We start from the raw sequence: 20628 nt of genomic DNA, 5'->3' as shown, positions 1-20628 counted from the left end.
CCTAGGCTGGAGTGGTGATCGAGTTCGACGACGTGCAGGACCTGGTCTCCCCCGTGGTGATCGCCGCCTTCGAGGGCTGGAACGACGCCGCCGACGCGGCGTCCGGTCTCGTGGACCACCTCATCGAGCAGTGGAGGGCCGAGGTCATCGGGGCCATCGACCCCGAGGAGTTCTACGACTTCCAGGTCAACCGCCCGATCATCAGCACCGACCCCCACGGGCACCGCCGGCTCAGCTGGCCCACCACCCGCATCGCCGTCGCCCGCCCGGCCGAGCTCGACCGCGACGTCATCCTGGTGCGCGGCATCGAGCCCAACATGAAGTGGCGCCAGTTCTGCGCCGAGCTGCTCGCCGCGTGCGACGACCTCGGCGCCGAGCTCGTCGTGACGCTCGGCGCCCTGCTCGCCGACACGCCGCACACCCGGCCCATCCCGGTCACCGGCACCGCGAGCGAGCCCGAGCTGGTCGACCGCCTCGCGCTCGAGCAGTCGACCTACGAGGGCCCGACCGGCATCGTCGGGGTCTTCAACGACGCCTGCACCCAGCTCGACATCCCGGCCGTCTCCTACTGGGCGGCGGTCCCCCACTACGTCGCCCAGCCGCCCTGCCCCAAGGCGACCCTCGCGCTGCTCGGCCGGCTCGAGGAGCTGCTCCAGGCCCCGATGCCCATCGGCGACCTCGCCGACGACGCCAAGGCGTGGGAGCGCGGTGTCGACGAGCTCGCCGCGGAGGACGAGGACGTCGCCGACTACGTCAGGGCGCTCGAGGAGACCCGTGACACCGCCGACCTCCCCGAGGCGTCGGGCGAGGCGATCGCCCGGGAGTTCGAGCGCTACCTCAAGCGCCGCGACACCGACTGACCCGACTGACCGGGCGCCGCGCGCGGCGTACGTCAGAGCGACAGGCCGAGCGCGGCGTCGAGGAGGCGGTGCACGGTCGCCGCGGCCTCCGGGTCAGAGGTGTCGGCGAGCCCGGTGGTGCCGAGCGTCGACTCGACCCACTCCTGCACGGCGGCGACCGCCGACGGCGCGTCGAGGTCGTCGGCCAGCGCATCGAGGACGGCGGTGACGACGGGCGCCGAGGGTGCGCCGGCGCCCAGCGCCAGTGCCCGGCGCCAGGTGCCGAGGGTGTCGACGGCGTCCCACAGCTGGTCGTCGGTCCACTCCCAGTCACTGCGGTAGTGGTGGCGCAGCAGCGCGAGGCGGATCGCCATCGGGTCGACGTCGCTCCTGCGGAGCGCGGAGACGAAGACGAGGTTGCCGCGCGACTTCGACATCTTCTCGCCGTCGTAGGCGACCATGCCGGCGTGGGCGTAGGCCCGGGCGAACGGCTCACCGGGGTGCGCAACCTGGGCGTGACCCGCCGACATCTCGTGGTGCGGGAAGGCCAGGTCGCTGCCGCCGCCCTGGACGTCGAACGCGGCGCCGAGGTGGTCGAGCGCGATCGCGGAGCACTCGACGTGCCAGCCCGGTCGGCCCGGACCCCACGGGCTGTCCCACGAGGGCTCGCCCGGACGCTCGGCACGCCACAGCACGCAGTCGAGCGGGTCCTTCTTGCCCTCGCGGTCGGGGTCGCCGCCGCGCTCGGCGAAGATCGCGAGCATGGCGTCGCGGTCGAGGCGCGACACCGAGCCGAACGTGTCGTCGGCGCCGACCGAGAAGTAGAGGTCGTCCTCGACGCGGTAGACCGCGCCGGCCTCGCCGAGGCGCTGGATCAGCGCGACGACCTCGGGGATCGACTCGACCGCTCCGGTGTAGTGGGCCGGCGGCAGGACCCGCAGGGCCTCCATGTCCTCCCGGAACAGCTGGGTCTCGCGCAGGGCGAGATCTGCCCAGTCGACCCCGACCTTCGCGGCGCGCTCGAGCAGCGGGTCGTCGACGTCGGTGACGTTCTGGACGTAGCTCACCTCGTGCCCGGCGTTGCGCCACGCACGGTTGAGCAGGTCGAAGCCCACGTAGGTGGCGGCGTGGCCCATGTGGGTGGCGTCGTAGGGGGTGATGCCGCAGACGTACATCCGCGCCGCACCGTCGGGCCGGGTCTCGACCAGGGAGTCGCTCGCCGTGTCGTGCACCCGCACGACGGGGCCCGTCACGGGCAGGATGGGAACGTCGGGGGACGACCAGGCGCGCATGCCGCGCAGCCTATCCGCCGGTCGTGAGCGGCCCGCGGCGCGCCTCTGTCGGGGCTGCTCGGCTCAGAACGGCGGCCAGGGGATGACGGGGTACGCCGACGACGCGGGGCCGGGGAACTCGCCCGCGGCGAGGAGCCGGGCGACCCGCCGCACGGTGGTCGCCACCTCGTCGTCGACCAGGAGGCCCGAGAGGACAGCCCCGAGCGCGCCGTCGAGCGCGGCAGCGAGTCGGCGCAGGCCGTCGGCCTCGTCGGGGCTGATCGGCTCGCCGACGAAGCCCCACAGCACGGTGCGCAGCTTGTGCTCCACGTGGAAGGTCAACCCGTGGTCGACGCCGTGGCGGTGCCCGTCGGGCATGGGGAGGACGTGTCCGCCCTTGCGGTCGGCGTTGTTGACGACCACGTCGAAGAGCGCCATGCGGCGCAGGGGGTCGCTGTCCTCGTGCACCAGCGACACGGCCCGGTCGTGGGCGTCGAGGCCGTCGAAGACGTGGCGGTAGCCGGGCGGCACCTCCCCCTCGCCGACGATGTCGACGGGCGAGGCGTCAGGCACCTCGTCGCGCCACAGCTGCACCATGCCAGGCCCGTGCGGCCCCTCGCGCAGGACCGTGGGCGGCACGACGTCCCAGCCCAGCGCCTCCGAGACGGCGTACGCAGCCACCTCGCGCGCGGCCAGCGTGCCGTCGGGGAAGTCCCAGAGAGGCCGCTCCCCCGCGATCGGCTTGTAGACCACCCGCACGCCGTCGACCTCGCCGACGAAGGTCGCGTTGGAGGCCGGCAGCACCCGTCCGTGGAGCGTCAGCTCCCCGGTGGGGAAGCCCTCGGGCAGGTCAGGGATCACGGCGCCGGAAGCCGTTGGCACGCACGCACAGGTGCCCGTCCGGGTCGACGGGCTCCCCGCAGAACGGGCAGTCGGGGCGACCGGCGCCGATCACCGACAGCGCCCTCTCCACGAACGAACGGGCGGCGGCGGCGGTGAGGCGGACCAGGAAGATCTCCTCCGGATCGGGCTCGAGCAGCTCCTCGAGGCCCTCCTGGAGCTGCTCGGGCGAGACCACCGCGGCCTCGGTGAACGGGAACACCTCGATCACCACGCGCTCGGCGGCGCCGTCCCACGACAGCGTCATCGTGCCGGCGCGGAACTCCTCCTCGATCGGCTGCTCGAGGGGCTGGGTGTCGGTCATGTCCCGCGGGGCGATCGCCGGGATGAGCACGTCTCCCCCGACGGCCCGCATCAGCTCGTCGAGCAGCTCGTCGATGCGCTCGGCGAGCGCCTGCACCTGCTGCTTCTCCAGCGAGACGCTCACCAGCCGCGCGCCGTCACGCGCCTGGAGGAAGAACGTCCGCTGGCCGGGCTCGCCAACGGTGCCGGCGACGAAGCGCTCGGGCGGGTCGAAGCGGTGCACGACGGGCATGTCACTCACCCTAGGACCCGTCCGTCTGGGGGCCTGCGCCTCCACCCACCTCGGCGTCCGCGCGTCGGCCCCGCGGGGCTCGCCGTGACTTCGGCGGCGGGGTCAGCCAGGCGAGGTCGCCGGCATGGGTGTTGGTGCCGATGACGAAGGGACGCGACTCGGTGTAGCGCACGACCGACACCGAGGCCGGGTCGACGTGGATGCGCTGGAAGAGGTCGAGGTGGGTGCCCAGCGCGTCGGCGAGGATGGACTTGATGACGTCGCCGTGGCTCACCGCGACCCACACGGCGTCCTCGCCGTGCTCGGCCGCGACCCGCGCGTCGTGGCGCCGGACTGCGGCCACCGCTCGGTCCTGCATCGCCCGCATCGACTCCCCGCCCGGGAACGTCGCCGCCGACGGCTGGGCCTGGACGGTCGTCCAGAGCCTCTCCTTGGCGAGGTCCTTGAGGGGACGCCCCTGCCAGTCGCCGTAGTCGCACTCGGACAGCTGCTTGTCGGTGCCCGCGCGCAGCGGGCTCGCCTGGCGCCGGGTGATCTCGCGACACGTCTCGCGGCACCGCTCGAGCGGGCTGGTCACCGCCGCGGCGAGGCGTACGCCCGCCAACCGCTCGCCGACCGCGACCGCCTGCCGCAGTCCGGTCTCGTCGAGGTGGACGCCGGGCTGTCGTCCGGCCAGGACGCCGGTCGCGTTGGCCGTCGACCGGCCGTGGCGCACGAGGATCACGGTGGGCATGCACCCGAGGCTAGTGGGACTAGCCTCGAGGGGTGATCGTCGACAACGCGTACTACCACCAGGGCAGGCGGGTCCCGCTCGGCGGCGAGGACCAGAGCCTGGGCATCGCCCGGGTGCCGTGCGACTCCGGCGACTTCCAGTGGATCGGCATGCACGACCCGAGCCCCGAGGAGCTCGAGCGCGTCGCCAAGGAGTTCGACCTCCACCCGCTCGCGGTCGAGGACGCCGGCGACTCCCACCAGCGGCCCAAGCTCGAGCGCTACGGCGACACGTTGTTCCTCGTGCTCAAGACGCTGTGGTACGTCGACGAGGACGACGCGGTCGAGACCGGCGAGATCAACGTCTTCGTCGGCGCGGACTTCGTGGTGACCGTCCGCCACGGCCTGGGCCTCGACCTCGCCGACGCGCGCCGCGACCTCGAGCGCCGGGCGACCGTGCTCGAGCACGGGCCGATGGCGGTGCTCTACGCCATCTGCGACCGGGTCGTCGACGAGTACGAGCGCGTGGGCGCGTCGTTGGAGGAGGACGTCGACGAGGTCGAGGCCTCGGTGTTCTCCGCCATGCGCACCGACGACTCCTCCCGCATCTACGTCCTCAAGCGCGAGATCGCCGAGGTCCGGCGCGCCGTGCTCCCGCTCCGCGAGCCGATGCGCCAGCTCGAGGCGGGTGGCGACGACCGGATCACGGCCGAGACCGCCACCTACTTCCGCGACGTCGTCGACCACCTGCAACGCGTCGCCGAGGTGGTCGACAACCTCGACGCCCTGCTGTCGACGGCCTTCGACGCGCACACCGCCCGCATCTCGGTGCAGCAGAACGACGACATGCGCAAGATCTCCGCCGGGGCAGCGGTGATCGTGGTCCCCACCCTGATCGCCGGGATCTACGGGATGAACTTCACCCACATGCCCGAGCTGCAGTGGACCTACGGCTACCCGTTCGCGCTGCTGCTCATGGTCGGCTCCGCGATCGTTCTCATCGTCTGGTTCAAGCGGTCCGGCTGGCTGTGACCCGTCCGGTGACCCGACCCGGTCAGGCGGCCAGCACCCCGGCGCCGAGCAGGATCAGCGTGCCGGCGCCCAGCAGGATGCGGTAGACCACGAACGGCGTGTAGGAGCGGGTGCTGACGTAGCGCAGCAGCCAGGCGATGGCGGCGTAGCCGACGACGAAGGAGACGACCGTCGCGGTGAGGGTCGGTCCCCAGCCGAAGTCGTTGTGCCCGTGGGGGATCTCCTTCAGCTCGAACAGCCCGGCGCCGACGACGGCGGGGATGGCGAGCAGGAAGGCGAACCGGGTCGCGGCCTCGCGCTCGAAGCCGAGGAGGCGGCCCATCGAGATGGTGGCGCCGGAGCGGGAGACCCCGGGGATCAGGGCGAGCGCCTGGGCGCCCCCCATCAGCAGCGCGTCCTTGAGCGTCAGCTTGCGCAGCGGCCGGTCGGTGCGTCCGACGCGGTCGGCGACGCCCAGCACGACACCCATCACGATCAGCGTGCAGCCGATGATCCACAGGTTGCGGAAGTCGCGCTCGATGACGTCCTTGAGCAGCACGCCGAGGACCACGATCGGCAGGGAGCCGACGATGATGAACCAGCCCATCCGCGCGTCCAAGCTGCCGCGGTACTCGGCCTTGAACAGCGAGCGCACCCAGGCGTTGCCGATCCGCCAGATGTCCTTGCGGAAGTAGATGAGCACGGCCAGCTCGGTGCCGATCTGGATGACGGCGGTGAAGGCGGCTCCCGGGTCGCCCCAACCGAAGAGCTCGGGGTAGATGCGCAGGTGGGCGCTGCTCGAGATCGGGAGGAACTCGGTCAGTCCCTGGATCACGCCGAGGACCACGGCCTTGAGGAGATCGGTCACGGGGGACGAGCCTACGGGCGAGTCAGGTGTGATCCGCGCACCACCCGTGGCTACCCTCACCCCCATGCAGCAGCGTTCCCTCGGCGCGACCGGGCTCAAGGTCTCCCGGCTCGGCCTCGGCACCATGACCTGGGGCCGTGACACCGACGAGCACGAGGCACGCGACCAGCTCGTCGCGTTCGCCGAGGCCGGCGGCACCCTGCTCGACACGGCCGCCGGCTACGGCGACGGTGCGAGCGAGGAGCTCATCGGCACGCTCGTCGGCGACGTCGTCGCCCGTGCGGACCTGGTGCTCGCCACCAAGGCCGGCATCTCGCGCCGCACCGGCGAGCGGGTGACCGACACCTCGCGCGGCCACCTGCTGACCGCACTGGACGCCTCGCTCAAGCGGCTGCGCGTCGACCACGTCGACCTGTGGCAGGTCCACGTGTGGACCGACGAGACCCCGCTCGAGGAGACCCTCAGCGCCCTCGACCTCGCCGTCAGCTCCGGCCGGGCGTCCTACGTCGGGGTCTCCAACTACACCGGCTGGCAGACGGCCCAGGCCGCCACCTGGCAGCGCGCGGTCCCCGGGCGTACGCCACTGGCCTCCACCCAGGTGGAGTACTCGCTGCTCAACCGGCACGTCGAGCACGAGGTCGTGCCCGCGGCCCGGGCGCTCGGCCTCGGCGTGCTGCCCTGGTCGCCGCTGGGCCGTGGCGTGCTCACGGGCAAGTACCGCACCGGCACCCCGTCCGACTCCCGTGCCGCCACCGAGCACTTCGGCCGGTTCGTCGGCGCCTACCTCGACGAGCGGGCCCGCGGCATCGTCGAGGCCGTCGCCCGCGCCGCCGACGGACTGGGCTGGTCGCCGCTGGAGGTCGCCCTCGTCTGGGTGCGCGACCGCCCCGGGGTCACCGCACCGATCGTCGGCGCGCGCACCGCCGCCCAGCTCGACGGCGCTCTCGGCACCGAGGAGCTGACCCTGCCACCGGAGATCGTCGAGGCCCTCGACGACGTGTCCACCGACTGACGTCTCACCCCCCGCGAGAAGGGAGAGAAGACATGGCGAGGATCCAGCGCCGCCCGCCCGGGCGTGGCGTGGAGTGGGAGTTCGAGACGCTCGTGCTCCCCAAGGACTTCTCCCGCAACGTGGTGACCCGGGTGCTCGTGGAGCGGGCCGAGCACGGCGGCTGGGAGCTCGACCGGCTCCGCATCGGCAACGACGGCAAGCGGCGCGTGGTGCTGCGCCGCAAGATCATCCGCCAGCGGCTCACCCTCTTCGCCGGCTGACCCGACAGCACCGCGGACCTCGGTCTACGTCGATGGGGTCCGGACCCCATGTACGTCCCCCGACTCGGGTGGTCGACTCGAAGGGACGGGGCCACCCCGGACCCGGTGAGGGGACGACGCAGATGGCGACACGCAAGCACAGGCCGGCACTCGGGATCGTCGAGCTCGCGGTCGACCCGGCGGACGTGGACCGCGAGACCTACCCGGTGCGGATCCGGCTGACCCGGCCGCTGACGACCTACGAGGTGGACGGGCTGGCATCCGCCGAGCCCGGACTGCGGAGTGAGGGCGACGCGATCGTGCTGCCCGCCGCGCGGCTCGACGACGTCGCCCGCGAGGTCGACTCCTGGATCACGCGGCTCGAACAGGTGCAGGCGCGCGCCGACGAGCTGGAGGGCGGGACCCTGGTGGCCGACCACCGGCGGCTGGAGGAGCAGACGCGGCACGGCTCGCACCTGCGCAGCCAGCAGGTCGACGACCGCGGCCTGCACTGACGCGCGTCGTCGGAGCCACCAGCCCGAGGAGCCCGGCACGCCCTTCACCGGCCCGTCGGCCGAGCGCAGGAGCACCGCGTACGGCTCGCCCACGGCCGCGAGCTCGCTCACGACGTGAGTCATCCCCTCGAACCCGCGCAGCACCCAGTCGAGGACGAAGCCGGAGCACAGGACCCTGCCAGGGTGCCGGTCAACGCCAGCACGCGCGCCAGCACGCGCGCCGGGTGGGCCGCCTGAGCCGGCGCCTCATCCGGCACCCCCTCCGGCACCCCCTCCGGCCGTGGCCTCCCGGGGCCCCAGCGCGTAGTCCCGCGCCACCTGCCCACGGCGACCCCCGCGCCCAGCGCCACCACCGGAGGGCATCGCCGCGGACTCACCGTCGGCTCCGGGTCGGGCCCGGGCGTGCCGCGCAGGTCGAGGACCGGCAGGTCCCCGTCCGTCCGGATCCGGTCCCTCCCCCGTCGCGGTGGTGGTAGCCGGAGGAGAAGTTCGTGATCACCGAGAGCCCGGCCGAGGGCACCGCACGCTGGACCGACGCGAGCACGAAGTCGCGCTCGACGTCGACGTCCGCGTCGAGCGGTGCGTGAACTGCCCCGTGAAGAGCGAGAGTCCGACCCGGCGGTCGTAGGTGGCAGCGGCCAGCCAGTCGGCCCGGAACCCGCCCGGGAGCAACCAGCCGTCGAGGACGGAGGCGGAGTGCCTCCGGTCCTCCTGAGGCCCCTCCCCGTCGATGCCCCGCATCTGGTCAGGATCCACGAGGGACCCCCGGGCGACCAGAGTCTGTCGGGCTATCGTGGCAGGGTGCTCGCGGGACTGGTCGCTGCAGCAGGGGCCGCCTGGTGCTACGGCGTGTCCTCGATCCTCCAGGCGCTCGCCAGCCGCAGCGCCGCCCCGGTCGAAGGGCTGGACCCCCGGCTGCTGGTCCGACTGCTGCGAAACTGGCGGTACGTGCTGGGCGTCTGCCTCGACGGGCTCGGCTTCCTGCTCAGCCTGGTGGCGGTGCGCAGCCTCCCGCTCTTCGTCGTCCAGTCGGTGGTGGCGAGCTTCCTGGCGATCACCGCCATCCTCGGCGCCGTCTTCCTGCGGATGCCGTTGCGCCGGCTCGACAGGATCGGCCTGGTCGTCGTGGTCGCCGGCCTCGTGCTGGTCGGGGTCTCGGCGACCGAGGACCGCAGCGTGGACGTCAGCCGCGCCGAGCAGTGGGGGACGTTGGTCGCCGCCGTGCTCCTCGGGCTGGCGGCGGTCCCGTTGGCCCGGCTCCGCGGTGCGGCGGGCGCCACCGCCCTGGGCGCTGTCGCCGGCCTCGCGTACGGCGTCACCGCGGTGGCCTCCCGGATCCTCCCGGGCGACCTCTCCCCCGAGCACCTCCTCGACGAGGTCGGACCCCTGCTGCGTAGTCCGGCCACCTATGCGTTGGCGGTCGCCGGCGGGGTGGCCATGCTCACCTACTCGATCGCCCTGCAGCGCGGCAGCGTCACCCGGGCGACCGCGCCGCTGGTGGTCGGTGAGACGGTCGGGCCGGCGCTGGTCGGGCTCTTCCTCCTCGGCGACCAGACGCGGGCCGGCTGGGGACCGGTCGCCGCCGCCGGCTTCCTGCTCTCGGTCTGCGGTGCGGTCAGCCTGGCGCGGCACGGCGAGGTGGAGGCACCCAGCGAGGAGGCCGCCAGCGTGCCGTAGTCCCCTTGCCGCACGCGATTCGCAACAAGGGGCCATCCGTGCGCCCCACCGGGCTCACCGACGAGAGCCCGCCGGCTGGCCGGGCGTGCCCTGCGAACTCGTCAGCCTCGGTCATGCGGCCGATCCGCGGACCGCCCCCACCCCGACGGCCGGCTCAGGTCGCGGCGGCCTCCGCGGCCGCGCGGAGCTCGCGCACCATGGCGTCGGGGTCGTCGGCGGAGTAGACGGCCGAGCCCGCGACGAAGACGTCGGCCCCGGCCTCGGCGCAGCGCTCGATGGTCTCCAGCGACACCCCGCCGTCCACCTGGAGCCAGGTCTCCACGCCGTGCTTGCGCATGAGCGCGCGGGCGGTGCGGATCTTGGGCAGGCACAGGTCGAGGAACTTCTGCCCGCCGAAGCCGGGCTCCACGGTCATCACGAGCACCATGTCGAGCTCGGGCAGCAGCGCCTCGTAGGGCTCGATCGGCGTCGCCGGATTGAGCGCCATCGCCGCGCGGGCGCCCTGCGCCCGGATCTCGCGGGCGAGCCGCACCGGCGCCCGCGTCGCCTCGACGTGGAAGGTGACCGACGCGCAGCCCGCCTCGGCGTACGCCGGCGCCCACCGGTCGGCGTCCTCGATCATCAGGTGCGCGTCGAGGGGCTGGCTCGCGTGTCGGCCGAGCGCCTCGACGACCGGCAGGCCGAGCGTGAGGTTGGGGACGAAGTGATTGTCCATCACGTCGACGTGGACCCAGTCGGCGCTGGGGATCCGGGCGACCTCGTCGGCGAGGCGCGACAGGTCGGCGTTGAGGATGCTCGGCGTGATCTGGATGCCCACGGGACGAGCCTAGTGACTACGCCGGGCCGCACGGTCCCGGGTCGTCCCCGACCCGTGGGGGCCGTGGCGATCGACTGCTCCCGGGCGGGCATCGTGGTGGCGCTGCCCGGCGACGCACCACCGCCCTGGAGGCGTGGCCAGGAGGCGAGTCCTCACGTAGGGTCGCCCGCCATGAGCTCGGCTGCCCGCGACGCCCGGGACCGCGTGTTCACGCGACGTGAGTACATGGTCTACCGCGCGGTCATGGCCGGCGCACCCGCGCTGCAGGCGACCGCGGCGGTCTCCTCCACGGCGCTCGACCACCCCGACTGGGACATGGACGAGACGATGACGTGGGCCCAGTGGGAGGCCCACGTCCGTCGCGTCAGGGCAGCGGGTCGGCGCTCGCCCACGACCCGCTGACGGACGTCAGGCCGCCGCGGTCGGTGGGGCTGGGGACTACGCGTCCTCGGGCTCGGGAGGCGCCTCCGCGCCCGCGGCCTCGTCGCGGTCGGCCCACGCCAGCAGGGGCGCGATGTCGAAGGGGTGGTCGTCGATGTCGGCGTGGAGGTCACCGATCTCGGCGAACCGCGCGGGCATCGTGAAGAGGGTGAAGTCGTCGGGCACGCAGTCGTCGACCTCGTCCCACCGGACCGGCGCGGAGACGCGCGCCTCCGGCACGCCACGCACCGAGTAGGCGGCGGCGATCGTGTGGTCGCGGGCGTTCTGGTTGTAGTCGACGAAGAGCTGCGAGGGGTCGCGATCCTTGCGCCACCACGCGGTGGTGACCTCTCCCCCGGCGCGCCGCTCGACCTCCCGCGCGAACGCCAGCGCGCCACGCCGTACGTCCTGGAAGCCGTGGTCGGGTGAAATCCGCACGTACACGTGCATCCCGGACCCGCCACTGGTCTTGGGGAAGCCGACGGCGCCGAGCTCGTCGAGCACCTCGTGGGCCACGTGGGCGACCCGTTGCACCACCTCCCAGGGGCACTCCGGGCCGGGGTCGAGGTCGATGCGCCACTCGTCGGGCTTCTCGGTGTCGGAGCGCCGGCTGTTCCACGGATGGAACTCGACGGTCGACATCTGCACCGCCCAGATCACGCTGCCCAGCTCGGTCACGCACAGCTCGTCGGCCGTGCGCTTCCAGCGCGGGAAGAACAGCTGCACCGTCTCGACCCAGTCCGGGGCGCCGGCCGGCAGCCGCTTCTGGTGCACCTTGTCGCCGGCCAGGCCCTTGGGGAAGCGGTGCAGCATGCACGGGCGCTCGAGGAGTGCGTTGACGATACCGTCGCCCACGGCGAGGTAGTACTCGACGAGGTCGAGCTTGGTCGCCCCCTGGGGCGCGGCCGAGGTGGGCGGGAAGTAGACGCGGTCGGGGTTGGTGACCTTGACGACGCGGTCGTCGACCTCGATCTCGGTGAACGGCGACGGCACGTCAGGAGCCTAGCCGGGACGGGCGGCTCCGGCGCGCTACTGCGAGGTGGGGGTCTCCGACGCGGGCTCGGGCTGCTGCTCGCCCGGCTGGCCACCGCCGTTGCCCTGGCCGCCGGCCTGACCCTGGCCGCCGCCCTGACTCTGGCCGCCTGCCTGGCCCTCGGGGCCGTCCTGCGGCGCGACGCTGACCGTCACGGTGTCCGACCAGCCCTCGTCGGCGTACTGGCTCTCGGGGCGGTGCCAGCGGTAGTCGGTGGTCGCCGAGACGGGGACGACGACGCGCGAGACCGCGTCGCGGCCGGCGAGGACGGGCTTGCCGACCGGGGCCCACTGGCGGCCCGGCGAGCGGGACTCGAGCACGAGCGGGTCGCCGGTCAGGCGTCCGGAGGCGTCGGTGACGCGTCCGGTGAGCTCGACCTCCTGGCCCGCCTGCACCTGCTGCCTGCCGGCGGCCACGGTGGTCGTGAGGGAGACGCCCTCGAAGTCGAGGGTGGACCCGGAGGCGCGCACGGCGTCGAGGTTGAACGCCCGGCCGTCGCAGCCGAAGCCGGTGATCGCGAAGCCCGGGCCGTCACCGTGCTCGGCGGCGAAGCCCGCGGGCGTCGCCGTCCCGGCGCGGTCGAGCACCCTGCCGGAGGCCAGGTCGACCAGCGCCCAGTCGTAGGTGGTCGCGGAGGTCGACACGGTCGTCCACCCCCCGGGCGGCGCCGAGAGCGCGGCCCGGCCGCGCCAGGCGGTGCCCCGGGGGCTCTGCCGTGTGACGGCCATGACCCACGAGACGCCGGAGCTGCCGCCCGTCGCCGCGACCGCGACCGAGGAGTCGAGGCGGGCCAGCGACGGGAACGATGCGTAGGGCCCGGAGGCGCTGCCCCCGCCGGCCGGGACGAGACCCAGCGAGCGGCGGCCGAGCGGAGCGGCGTAGGGACCGAGGTTGATGCGGGAGCCGGGCGCGGCCGCGTCGGCCATGAGGTCGTCGCAACGGACGTAGGTGAGGTAGAGATCGGGGTCGCCCGTGGCGGGACCCGACAGCGTGTGGGAGCCGCCCTCGGCGCCGGCGGGACCGGACAGGGACGTCCCCAGCGTCACCGCCACGGCGGTGGCGGCGACGGCCCCCCAGATCCTGCGCACCCGCATGTCCCCTGCTCTCGTGCCACGGCACGCCCTTGGCGGTGCGCCGAGCTTGTGTCCCATCATGCGCGTCCGTCACGCGGATGGGAACCTTCCGGGTCTCGAAGTCACCCCGATGGTGACCCGCCCCGGGCCGTTCGGCCGGAGCCCGATCGCGCTCGCTAGGTTGTCGCCATGCCACTGCGGGGAGAGGACCTTGCCCGCCATCCCGTACGCCGGATCGAGGCGCGCGGTGACCACGAGCTCGCTCCCGGCCGCTATCCCGCCTCCGTCCCCGCCGTCGCCCAGGTGATGAACGAGGGGCTCGACCTGGGGCCGGGAGTCACCTTCCTCGTCGGCGAGAACGGCTCGGGCAAGTCGACCCTGGTCGAGGCAGTGGCCGTGGCATTCGGGCTCTCGCCTGAGGGCGGCAGCACCCACAGCCGGCACTCGACACGGCCCACCGAGTCGCCGCTCAGCGACGCGCTCCAGCTGGTGCGTGGCGCCGGGGCGAGCAGGTGGGGCTTCTTCCTGCGGGCCGAGACGATGCACGGGTGGTACTCCTACGTCGAGGACCTCGGCGGCGACATCGCGTTCCACGAGATGAGCCACGGCGAGTCGTTCCTGGCCGTGCTGGAGTCGCGGTTCACCGGGCCGGGGTTCTTCTGCCTCGACGAGCCGGAGGCCGCCCTGTCGTTCTCCTCGACGCTGGGCCTGGTCGCGGCCCTGCAGCGGGTGGTCGCGCGACGCGGTCAGGTGCTGTGCGCGACGCACTCCCCCGTGCTGGCCGCCATGCCCGGGGCGCGGATCCTGGAGGCCGGGCCGTGGGGGCTGCGCGAGGCGGCCTGGGACGAGCTCGAGGTGGTGGAGCACTGGCGTCGCTACCTCGCCGACCCGTGGGCCTACCTGCGGCACCTCCAGGACGACTGAGGTCCGCGTCCGGTCAGTCCCTGTCGGACCAGGCCCGGCGCCGCAGGGTGGAGGCGAACATCGCGTCGGTGCCGTCGCGGTGCGGCCAGAGCTGGAAGCGGTCGACCTCGTCGGCGTCGGCGCGTCGGGCGAGCACCGAGCGCACCACCTCGGTGGTCTCGGCGACGACGGGCGAGCAGGTCGCGTAGACCACCACGCCGCCGGGTCGCACCGACTCCAGCGCGGCGTCGAGCAGCGCCTGCTGGAGGCCCGCCAGCTCCGCGACGTCGTCGGGCCGTCGCCGCCAGCGCGACTCGGGTCGGCGTCGGAGCGCGCCCAGCCCGGAGCAGGGGGCGTCGACGAGCACGCGGTCGAAGGTGCCCGGCACCCACGCCGGCCGGACGCCGTCGCCGGCGACCACGTGTGCGGTCCCGTCGGGCAGTGCCCGCAGGGCCGACGCGACGAGCGCCGCACGGTGGGGCTGGCGCTCGTTGGCGAGGAGCACGGCTCCGCGTCGAGCGGCGAGGGCGCCGAGCAGCGCCGACTTGCCGCCGGGGCCGGCGCACAGGTCGAGCCAGCGGGAGTCGCGGCCCTCCAGCGGAGCGTCGGCGAGGGCGATCGCGACGAGCTGGGACCCCTCGTCCTGCACGCCGGCGCGGCCCTCGGCGACGGCCGGGACGGCACCCGGGTCGCCACCGGTCAGCGTGACGGCGTAGGGCGAGCGTCCGGTGCGGGTGCCGCCGGCGGCCTCGAGCTCCTCGACGCTCGCCAGGCCGGGTCGGGCGACGAGGGTGACCCGCGGGGCCGCGTTGTCGGCCTCGAGCAGCGCGTCGAGCTCGTCGTCGGAGCCGAGCGCCTCGGCCAGCGCGTCGACCACCCAGCGGGGATGGGAGCGGGCCACGGCGAGGTGGCCGTGCGGGTCGGTCGCCGCATCGGGCGCGACCTCGGCGACCCACCCGGCGAGGTCGCGGCGGCTGACGGTGCGCAGCACGGCGTTGACCAGCCCCGCCGGGCCCTGGCCCACGCTCGCCCGGACGAGGTCGACGCTGGTGGAGATCGCGGCGTGGTCGGGCACCCGCATGGAGAGCAGCTGGTGCGTGCCGAGCCGCAGCACGTCGCGCACCTCGGGCTGCAGGCGCGGACGGGTGAGGCAGGCGTCGATGACGGCGTCGTAGAGCCCGTGCATCCGGATGGCGCCCGACGCCAGCTCGGTGGCCAGGCCGGCGTCGCGGCCGTCGAGCCCGTGCTTGCGCAGCACCTGGGGCAGCACGAGGTTGGCGTACGCGTCGTCCACGCGCACGGCGGTCAGGACGTCGAGCGCGGCACGGCGCGCCTTGTCGACCGGCCGGCGTCGGCTAGTCACCGAGGTGCTCCCGCACCAGCTTCCTGGGCGCCTTGGCGGCCCAGGCGTCGGTGATGATCTCCTCCAGCTCGTCGCGGTCGATCTCCCCGAGCCGCGAGAGCCGCACCAGCACGGCGCTGTGGCCGCGGAAGTGGTCGATGGTGAAGAACGGGGTCGACTCGTCCGCGACGAGCGCGTTCTTCTCGACCTCGGTCGGGGTCGTGATGACCACCAGGTCGTCCCACATCTCGCCGGTCTCGGGGTCGACCGCCGTCTTGTGCGGTGCCCGGTAGAGCACGAAGCCCTTGCCCTTCTCGCCGCGAGGGACCTTCCAGGTCGGCCGGTCGCCCCACGAGATCCCCAGCTCGGTCTCCGGCAGGCCGCCGCAGATCGCGTCGACGTCCTCGGGGCAGGCCGGCCTGGTCACGACGGCACGTCCGCCTCGCCAAGCGTCGCCCCGGACTGCAGGCGTACGCCCCGGGCCCAGTCGGCCGCGGACATCTGCTTCTTGCCGAAGGCCTTGACCTGGCCCAGCTCGACCGGCGTGGTGGCGGTGCCGACGAAGACGGCGTTCTTGGTGACCTCGAGGACGCCGGGAGCCAGTGCGTCCCGATCGACCGGGCGGACGGGGCCGAGCTTGATGCGCTCGCCCTCGTACGTGCTCCACGCGCCCGGCGCGGGGTCGCACGCGCGCACCTGGCGGTCGATGGCGACGGCGGGGTGGGTCCAGTCGACCCGGGCGTCCTCGACCAGGATCTTGGGCGCGAACGAGACGCCGTCCTCGGGCTGCTCACGCGCCTCGAGGGTGCCGTCCTCGATCCCGTCGAGGGTCTGCACCAGCAGTCCGGCGCCGCCCTCCGCGAGCCGGGCGAGGAGGTCGCCCGCCGTGTCGGTCGGGCGGATCCGCTCGGTCATCACCCCGAAGACGGGTCCGGCGTCGAGCGCCTTGACGATGCGGAACGTCGTGGCGCCGGTGACCTCGTCACCGGCCCAGAGCGAGTGCTGCACCGGCGCGGCGCCGCGCCAGGACGGGAGCACGGAGAAGTGGAGGTTGATCCACCCGTGCGGCACCAGGTCGAGCGCCGACTGCGGCAGCAGGGCACCGTAGGCCACCACGGGGCACGCGTCGGGGCGCAGCGCGGCGAGCGCCTCCTGGAACTCGGGGTCGCGCGGGTGCTCGGGCTTGAGCACGGGGACGCCGAGCTCCTCGGCACGCTGGGCGACCGGGCTGGCGACCAGCCTGCGACCGCGGCCGCTGGGGGCGTCGGGGCGGGTGACGACGCCGACGAGCTCGTGGCGGCTGTCGGCGATCGCGTCGAGCGCGGGCAGGGCGACCTCGGGAGTGCCGGCGAAGACGACGCGCATCAGAGGCCCAGTCCGTGGGTGGCGTGCGGGCTGACCCGGACGGTCGGTCGCTCGAGGCCGAACCAGTCGGACTCGCGGATCTCCTTCATCGCCGCCTTGCGGGCTGCGGTGTCGAGCTTGTCGATGAACAGGATCCCGTCGAGGTGGTCGGTCTCGTGCTGCATCGCGCGGGCGAGCAGGTCGGAGGCCACGATGCGCTGCGGCTCGCCGTACATGTCGAACCCCGTCGCGACCACCGACAGGGCGCGGATGCAGTCGTAGGTCAGCTCGGGCAGCGACAGGCACCCCTCGGCGCCGTCCTGGGTCTCCTCGGAGAGCTCCAGGGTGGGGTTGACCAGGTGGCCGACCTCGCCGTCGACGTTCCAGGTGAAGACGCGCAGGCCCACGCCGATCTGCGGTGCCGCGAGGCCGGCACCGGGCGCGGCGAGCATGGTGTCGGTGAGGTCGGTGACGAGCTGGCGGACCTCGCGGTCGAAGTCGTCGACCTCGATCGCTCGCTGGCGGAGCACGGGGTCACCGAAGAGGCGGATGGGCTGGACGGCCACGGAGCTCCCTTGGACGAGGTGGACGAGGTGGACGGTGGGGCCTGGGCAGGCGGCGTCAAGTCTAGGGACGCGTCCGTGGCCCCGTCATGGCGGCCGGGTCTGCGCCGCCTCAGACCGTGAGCGGATCGACCTGCACCCGGACGGGGTCGAGCTTGCGGGCCGAGCGGATCCGCTGGAGGTCGCCCAGCGAGCGCGAGAGCGCCTCGCCGCTCCCCCGAGGGACCCGGACCAGCACGCGGTGCTCGTCGTCCACCGGGACGGGGCCCAGCACCTCGGCGCCGTCGGGGAGGTCGAGCAGGTGGAGGACGTCGTCGAGGGCGCCGAGGTCGCCGGTCACGGTCGCCAGGCGCGCGGCCGGGGGCAGGTGGGCCTGGGAGCGCTCCTCGGCCTCGCGCCGCGCGAAGCCGGCCGGGTCCCACCGGACCAGCGCCTGGAGCGCGGGATGGGCCGGGTCACCCACGGCGACGACGTGGCCGCCGACCCGAGCCAGCGCGGCGGCGTTGAGCCAGCGGCGCAGCGCCTCCTCCGCGGCGCGCATGTCGTCGCGGGCCAGGCTCAGCCACGTGTCGAGGACGACGACGGCCGCGTAGCCCCCCTCGGCGACCGGCTCGGCCCCGACCGTCGCGACGACGAGGTCGGCGGCCGCGTCGACCCGGTCGACCACGCGCTCGCCACTGGAGGTGCGGACCGTGGTGCCGGGGAACATCCGCCCCAGCTCCTCGGCGGTGCGGGCCCCGCCCCGCACGGGGGCGCGCAGGCCGTGGCCGCCGCACGTCGGGCACGACCACGGCGCCTCGACGTGCCCGCACCAGCGGCACCGCGGCGGCACCACGGGGCCGTCGACCACCAGCGGGCCGGTGCACGCGGTGCACCGGGCCGGCGTACGACACGTGTCGCAGGCCAGCGAGGCGGCATAGCCGGCGCGCGGCGTCTGCACCAGCACCGGCCCGGCGGTCAGTCCCTGCCGGATCGCGTCGTAGGCGGCCCGCGGGATGCGCGTGCCGACGGAGCGGTCCTCGGCCGGCACCGCCTCGACCCGCACCCGGCGGCGCAGCACCTCGCGGGGCACCGCCAGCTCGTGGGCCCAGCCGCTCGCGACCAGCTGCTGCGCCTCGGGCGTACGGGCGACGCCGCCGAGCAGCGCGGCCGTGCCCTGCTGCTCGGCGCGCAGCAGGAGCACCTCGCGGGTGTGGGGGTAGGGCGCGCGGGGCTCGGCGTGCAGGTCGTCGCCGTCGTCCCACAGCGCCACCAGCCCGAGGTCGTGCACCGGGGCGAACGCGGCGGAGCGGGTGCCGACGACGACCCGCCGAGCGCCGCGCGAGACGGCGAGGAAGTCGCGGTAGCGGGCGGCCGGACCGCCGTCGGCGCTCAGGCAGACGTGGTGGCCCTCCCCCAGCAGCTCGGTGAGCGCCGCGTCGACGCGCGCGACGTCACGGCGGTCGGGCACGCAGACCAGCGCGCCCCGGCCTGCGGCGTAGGTCGCGGCGACGGCCTCGGCGATCATCGCCGGCCAGTCGTCGCCCGGGGCGGCCGACCAGACCGCGCGGGGGGCGCCGCCGGTGGCGACGTGGCTCAGGAACGCGTCGGCGTGGGGCACCTCGGCCCAGGCCGCGGGGACCGGCGGGGACGGCGCGGGCGGCGCGGGCGGGGAGGGCAGCTTCTCGGTGGCGGCGTGGCGGGGCGGCACCGCCAGGCGCAGCACGTCGGAGCGCGCGCCGGCGTACCGGTGGGCGATCGTGGCGCTGAGCTCGGCGATCTCCGGCGCCAGCACCGGCTCGGGGCTCACCACCCGGCGCAGCGGCTGGAGGATGCCCGTGTGGTCGGTGCGGCTCGCCCGCTCGACGACATAGCCGTCGACGTCCTGGCCGGCGAAGCGGACCTTCACCCGCGCTCCGGGCACGGCCGTCTCAGCCATGGCGATCGGGACGGCGTAGTCGAAGGGGCGGTCGAGGTGGGCCAGGGCGATGTCGACGAGCACCCGCGCGACGGGATCGACGGCGGCCGGCTCCCACGCGGCGGCCTTCCGGCGCCGCGTCGCGGCCGCCTTGGCGCGAGCGTCGTCCACGGCAGCACGAAGCCCCGGGAGCATGTCTGCTTCCGGGGCTTCGCGTGAGGTCATGCGGGCGATTGTGTCAGCGGCCACCGACCGTCGTACCTGGTGGGGAAGTCTGACACCTGGAGGGGGTTGCAACGGCCTCCAGGTGTCGGAGTCCCCGCTCGAGCGGGGACTCCGACAGCGACAGCGACAGCGACGGCGAGCGAACGACGGACGACGCCCGCCGCGGCGTCAGACGCCCGCGGCGGCCTTCAGCTTGTCGGCGCGGTCGGTGTTCTCCCAGGTGAACTCCGGCAGCTCGCGGCCGAAGTGGCCGTAGGCGGAGGTCTCGGCGTAGATCGGGCGGAGCAGGTCGAGGTCGCGGATGATCGCGGCCGGACGCAGGTCGAAGACCTCGAGGACGGCGTCCTGGATCAACTCGTCGGACACGACGCCGGTGCCGAAGGTCTCGATGAACACGCCGACCGGGGCGGCCTTGCCGATCGCGTAGGCGACCTGGGCCTCGCACCGGCGGGCCAGCCCGGCCGCGACGACGTTCTTCGCGACCCAGCGCATGGCGTAGGCGGCGGAGCGGTCGACCTTCGAGGGGTCCTTGCCGGAGAACGCGCCGCCACCGTGGCGGGCCATCCCGCCGTAGGTGTCGACGATGATCTTGCGACCGGTCAGGCCGGCGTCACCCATCGGGCCGCCGATGACGAAGGTGCCGGTCGGGTTGACCAGCATGCGGTAGCCCTCGGAGGGCAGGTCGACGTCGGCGAGCACGGGGTCGATGACGTGCTGCTTGATCTCGGCCTCGAGCTGGGCGTGCTCGACGCCGGGGTCGTGCTGGGTGGACAGCACGACGGTGTCGACGCGCACCGGGCGGTCGTCCTCGTCGTACTCGATCGTCACCTGGGTCTTGCCGTCGGGACGCAGGTAGCCGAGCGTCCCGCTCTTGCGGACCTGCGTCAGGCGCTGGGCGAGCCGCTGCGCGATGGTGATCGGGAGCGGCATCAGCTGCGGGGTGTCGTCGCAGGCGTAGCCGAACATCAGGCCCTGGTCGCCCGCGCCGCGCTTGTCGAGCTCGTCCTCCGACGAGCCGACGCGCGACTCGTGGCCGGCGTCGACGCCGGCGGCGATGTCGGTCGACTGGGCGCCGATGGCGACCTGGACGCCGCACGTGTGGCCGTCGAAGCCCTTCTCCGAGGAGTCGTAGCCGATCTCGAGGATCGCCCTGCGGACGATGTCGGCGACCGGTGCGTAGGCACCCGTGCGCACCTCGCCGGCGACGACCACGAGTCCGGTGGTCAGCAGCGTCTCGACGGCCACCCGCAGGTTGGCCTTGTCGGGGTCGGTGGCCATGAGGTGGTCGAGCACCGAGTCGCTGATGCGGTCGGCGATCTTGTCGGGGTGCCCCTCGGTCACGGACTCGGAGGTGAACAGGCGTCCAGCCACGTTGCTCTCGATTCTTCTCTGGGTCGGTCGGATGAAACGTACCTGCTGGCCGGCAGCTGGGA

At 73.9% G+C, this 20628-nt stretch carries 22 protein-coding genes and 1 pseudogene; 8 read left to right on the top strand and 15 right to left on the bottom strand.

Going from position 1 to position 20628, the window contains the following annotated elements:
- Positions 1 to 14: 14 nt before the first annotated feature.
- On the top strand, positions 15 to 860 hold the full coding sequence (locus JX575_RS09300) for a PAC2 family protein (RefSeq protein WP_186342139.1): 846 nt from the start codon (positions 15 to 17) through the stop codon (positions 858 to 860).
- A 32-nt stretch (positions 861 to 892) separates the two neighbouring features.
- Here the strand turns inward: JX575_RS09300 and mshC are convergent, their stop codons facing one another.
- The 4 genes from mshC to JX575_RS09280 form a co-directional block, all read right to left on the bottom strand.
- On the bottom strand, positions 893 to 2131 hold the full coding sequence (mshC, locus tag JX575_RS09295; protein ID WP_186342138.1) for a cysteine--1-D-myo-inosityl 2-amino-2-deoxy-alpha-D-glucopyranoside ligase: 1239 nt from the start codon (positions 2129 to 2131) through the stop codon (positions 893 to 895).
- A 63-nt stretch (positions 2132 to 2194) separates the two neighbouring features.
- Positions 2195 to 2971 carry an SCO1664 family protein gene (locus tag JX575_RS09290; protein WP_241005402.1) on the bottom strand — a complete coding sequence of 259 codons (777 nt, stop codon included), beginning with the start codon at positions 2969 to 2971 and terminating at the stop codon, positions 2195 to 2197.
- Positions 2961 to 3545 carry a DUF3090 domain-containing protein gene (locus JX575_RS09285; protein WP_186342137.1) on the bottom strand — a complete coding sequence of 195 codons (585 nt, stop codon included), beginning with the start codon at positions 3543 to 3545 and terminating at the stop codon, positions 2961 to 2963. The genes JX575_RS09290 and JX575_RS09285 overlap by 11 nt, the downstream gene beginning before the upstream one ends.
- Before the next feature lie 10 nt (positions 3546 to 3555).
- Entirely contained in the window at positions 3556 to 4278 is a 723-nt protein-coding gene (locus JX575_RS09280) for a histidine phosphatase family protein (RefSeq protein ID WP_186342136.1), read from the bottom strand.
- A 32-nt stretch (positions 4279 to 4310) separates the two neighbouring features.
- Between JX575_RS09280 and corA the strand changes: the two genes are divergently transcribed.
- Complete coding sequence (gene corA / locus JX575_RS09275) at positions 4311 to 5288, top strand: magnesium/cobalt transporter CorA (RefSeq protein ID WP_186342135.1); 978 nt, start codon at positions 4311 to 4313, stop codon at positions 5286 to 5288.
- A gap of 22 nt (positions 5289 to 5310) precedes the next feature.
- On the opposite strand, the gene JX575_RS09270 is transcribed toward corA, so the two are convergent.
- On the bottom strand, positions 5311 to 6135 hold the full coding sequence (locus tag JX575_RS09270) for an undecaprenyl-diphosphate phosphatase (RefSeq protein ID WP_241005401.1): 825 nt from the start codon (positions 6133 to 6135) through the stop codon (positions 5311 to 5313).
- Positions 6136 to 6199: 64 nt separating this feature from the next.
- Here JX575_RS09270 and JX575_RS09265 point away from each other — a divergent pair, with 64 nt between their 5' ends.
- The 3 genes from JX575_RS09265 (at position 6200) to JX575_RS09255 (ending at position 7901) form a co-directional block, all read left to right on the top strand.
- The gene (locus JX575_RS09265) at positions 6200 to 7147 is read left to right on the top strand and encodes an aldo/keto reductase (RefSeq protein ID WP_186342133.1); all 948 of its coding nucleotides are present in this window, start codon (positions 6200 to 6202) and stop codon (positions 7145 to 7147) included.
- A gap of 32 nt (positions 7148 to 7179) precedes the next feature.
- Entirely contained in the window at positions 7180 to 7407 is a 228-nt protein-coding gene (locus JX575_RS09260) for a DUF5703 family protein (RefSeq protein WP_179620627.1), read from the top strand.
- Between the two features lie 122 nt (positions 7408 to 7529).
- Positions 7530 to 7901, top strand: a complete 372-nt coding sequence (locus JX575_RS09255; RefSeq protein WP_186342132.1) for a hypothetical protein — start codon at positions 7530 to 7532, stop codon at positions 7899 to 7901.
- A 625-nt stretch (positions 7902 to 8526) separates the two neighbouring features.
- Here JX575_RS09255 and JX575_RS19885 read toward each other — a convergent pair.
- Positions 8527 to 8642 (bottom strand): annotated as a pseudogene (locus tag JX575_RS19885) (hypothetical protein); the annotation flags it as partial.
- Between the two features lie 60 nt (positions 8643 to 8702).
- Between JX575_RS19885 and JX575_RS09250 the strand changes: the two are divergent.
- The gene (locus JX575_RS09250; protein WP_186342131.1) at positions 8703 to 9578 is read left to right on the top strand and encodes a hypothetical protein; all 876 of its coding nucleotides are present in this window, start codon (positions 8703 to 8705) and stop codon (positions 9576 to 9578) included.
- A gap of 154 nt (positions 9579 to 9732) precedes the next feature.
- On the opposite strand, the gene rpe is transcribed toward JX575_RS09250, so the two are convergent.
- Complete coding sequence (rpe, locus tag JX575_RS09245; RefSeq protein ID WP_186342130.1) at positions 9733 to 10395, bottom strand: ribulose-phosphate 3-epimerase; 663 nt, start codon at positions 10393 to 10395, stop codon at positions 9733 to 9735.
- 171 nt (positions 10396 to 10566) lie between these two features.
- On the opposite strand from rpe, the gene JX575_RS09240 reads away from it, so the two are divergent.
- Positions 10567 to 10797 carry a hypothetical protein gene (locus JX575_RS09240; protein WP_186342129.1) on the top strand — a complete coding sequence of 77 codons (231 nt, stop codon included), beginning with the start codon at positions 10567 to 10569 and terminating at the stop codon, positions 10795 to 10797.
- Positions 10798 to 10833: 36 nt separating this feature from the next.
- Here the strand turns inward: JX575_RS09240 and ligD are convergent, their stop codons facing one another.
- Positions 10834 to 11808 (bottom strand): non-homologous end-joining DNA ligase, encoded by a 975-nt coding sequence (gene ligD / locus JX575_RS09235; RefSeq protein WP_186342128.1) that lies wholly within the window; start codon positions 11806 to 11808, stop codon positions 10834 to 10836.
- A gap of 36 nt (positions 11809 to 11844) precedes the next feature.
- Entirely contained in the window at positions 11845 to 12942 is a 1098-nt protein-coding gene (locus tag JX575_RS09230) for a hypothetical protein (RefSeq protein ID WP_186342127.1), read from the bottom strand.
- 168 nt (positions 12943 to 13110) lie between these two features.
- On the opposite strand from JX575_RS09230, the gene JX575_RS09225 reads away from it, so the two are divergent.
- Positions 13111 to 13845 (top strand): AAA family ATPase, encoded by a 735-nt coding sequence (locus JX575_RS09225; RefSeq protein WP_186342126.1) that lies wholly within the window; start codon positions 13111 to 13113, stop codon positions 13843 to 13845.
- Positions 13846 to 13858: 13 nt separating this feature from the next.
- On the opposite strand, the gene JX575_RS09220 is transcribed toward JX575_RS09225, so the two are convergent.
- The 6 genes from JX575_RS09220 to metK all read right to left on the bottom strand — a co-directional run bounded on the left by JX575_RS09220 (position 13859) and on the right by metK (position 20566).
- Positions 13859 to 15187 carry a transcription antitermination factor NusB gene (locus JX575_RS09220; protein WP_186342125.1) on the bottom strand — a complete coding sequence of 443 codons (1329 nt, stop codon included), beginning with the start codon at positions 15185 to 15187 and terminating at the stop codon, positions 13859 to 13861.
- The gene (locus JX575_RS09215) at positions 15180 to 15593 is read right to left on the bottom strand and encodes an MmcQ/YjbR family DNA-binding protein (protein WP_186342124.1); all 414 of its coding nucleotides are present in this window, start codon (positions 15591 to 15593) and stop codon (positions 15180 to 15182) included. The genes JX575_RS09220 and JX575_RS09215 overlap by 8 nt, the downstream gene beginning before the upstream one ends.
- A complete protein-coding gene (gene fmt, locus JX575_RS09210) occupies positions 15590 to 16531 on the bottom strand; it encodes a methionyl-tRNA formyltransferase (RefSeq protein ID WP_186342123.1) in 942 nt (313 codons plus the stop codon). Before fmt ends, JX575_RS09215 begins: the two co-directional genes overlap by 4 nt.
- Positions 16531 to 17076 carry a peptide deformylase gene (gene def, locus JX575_RS09205; RefSeq protein ID WP_186342122.1) on the bottom strand — a complete coding sequence of 182 codons (546 nt, stop codon included), beginning with the start codon at positions 17074 to 17076 and terminating at the stop codon, positions 16531 to 16533. The genes fmt and def overlap by 1 nt, the downstream gene beginning before the upstream one ends.
- A gap of 109 nt (positions 17077 to 17185) precedes the next feature.
- Positions 17186 to 19195, bottom strand: coding sequence for a primosomal protein N' (locus JX575_RS09200; protein ID WP_186342121.1), 2010 nt, complete (start codon positions 19193 to 19195; stop codon positions 17186 to 17188).
- A gap of 168 nt (positions 19196 to 19363) precedes the next feature.
- Positions 19364 to 20566: a methionine adenosyltransferase gene (gene metK, locus JX575_RS09195; protein ID WP_186342120.1), complete on the bottom strand. Its 1203-nt coding sequence runs from the start codon at positions 20564 to 20566 to the stop codon at positions 19364 to 19366.
- Positions 20567 to 20628 lie beyond the last annotated feature (62 nt).

Source organism: Nocardioides sp. zg-1228 (genome assembly GCF_017086465.1).
Classification (GTDB): Bacteria; Actinomycetota; Actinomycetes; order Propionibacteriales; family Nocardioidaceae; genus Nocardioides.
The sequence above is the reverse complement of the archived record's forward strand: the minus strand, read 5'-3'. Positions and strand labels throughout refer to the sequence as shown.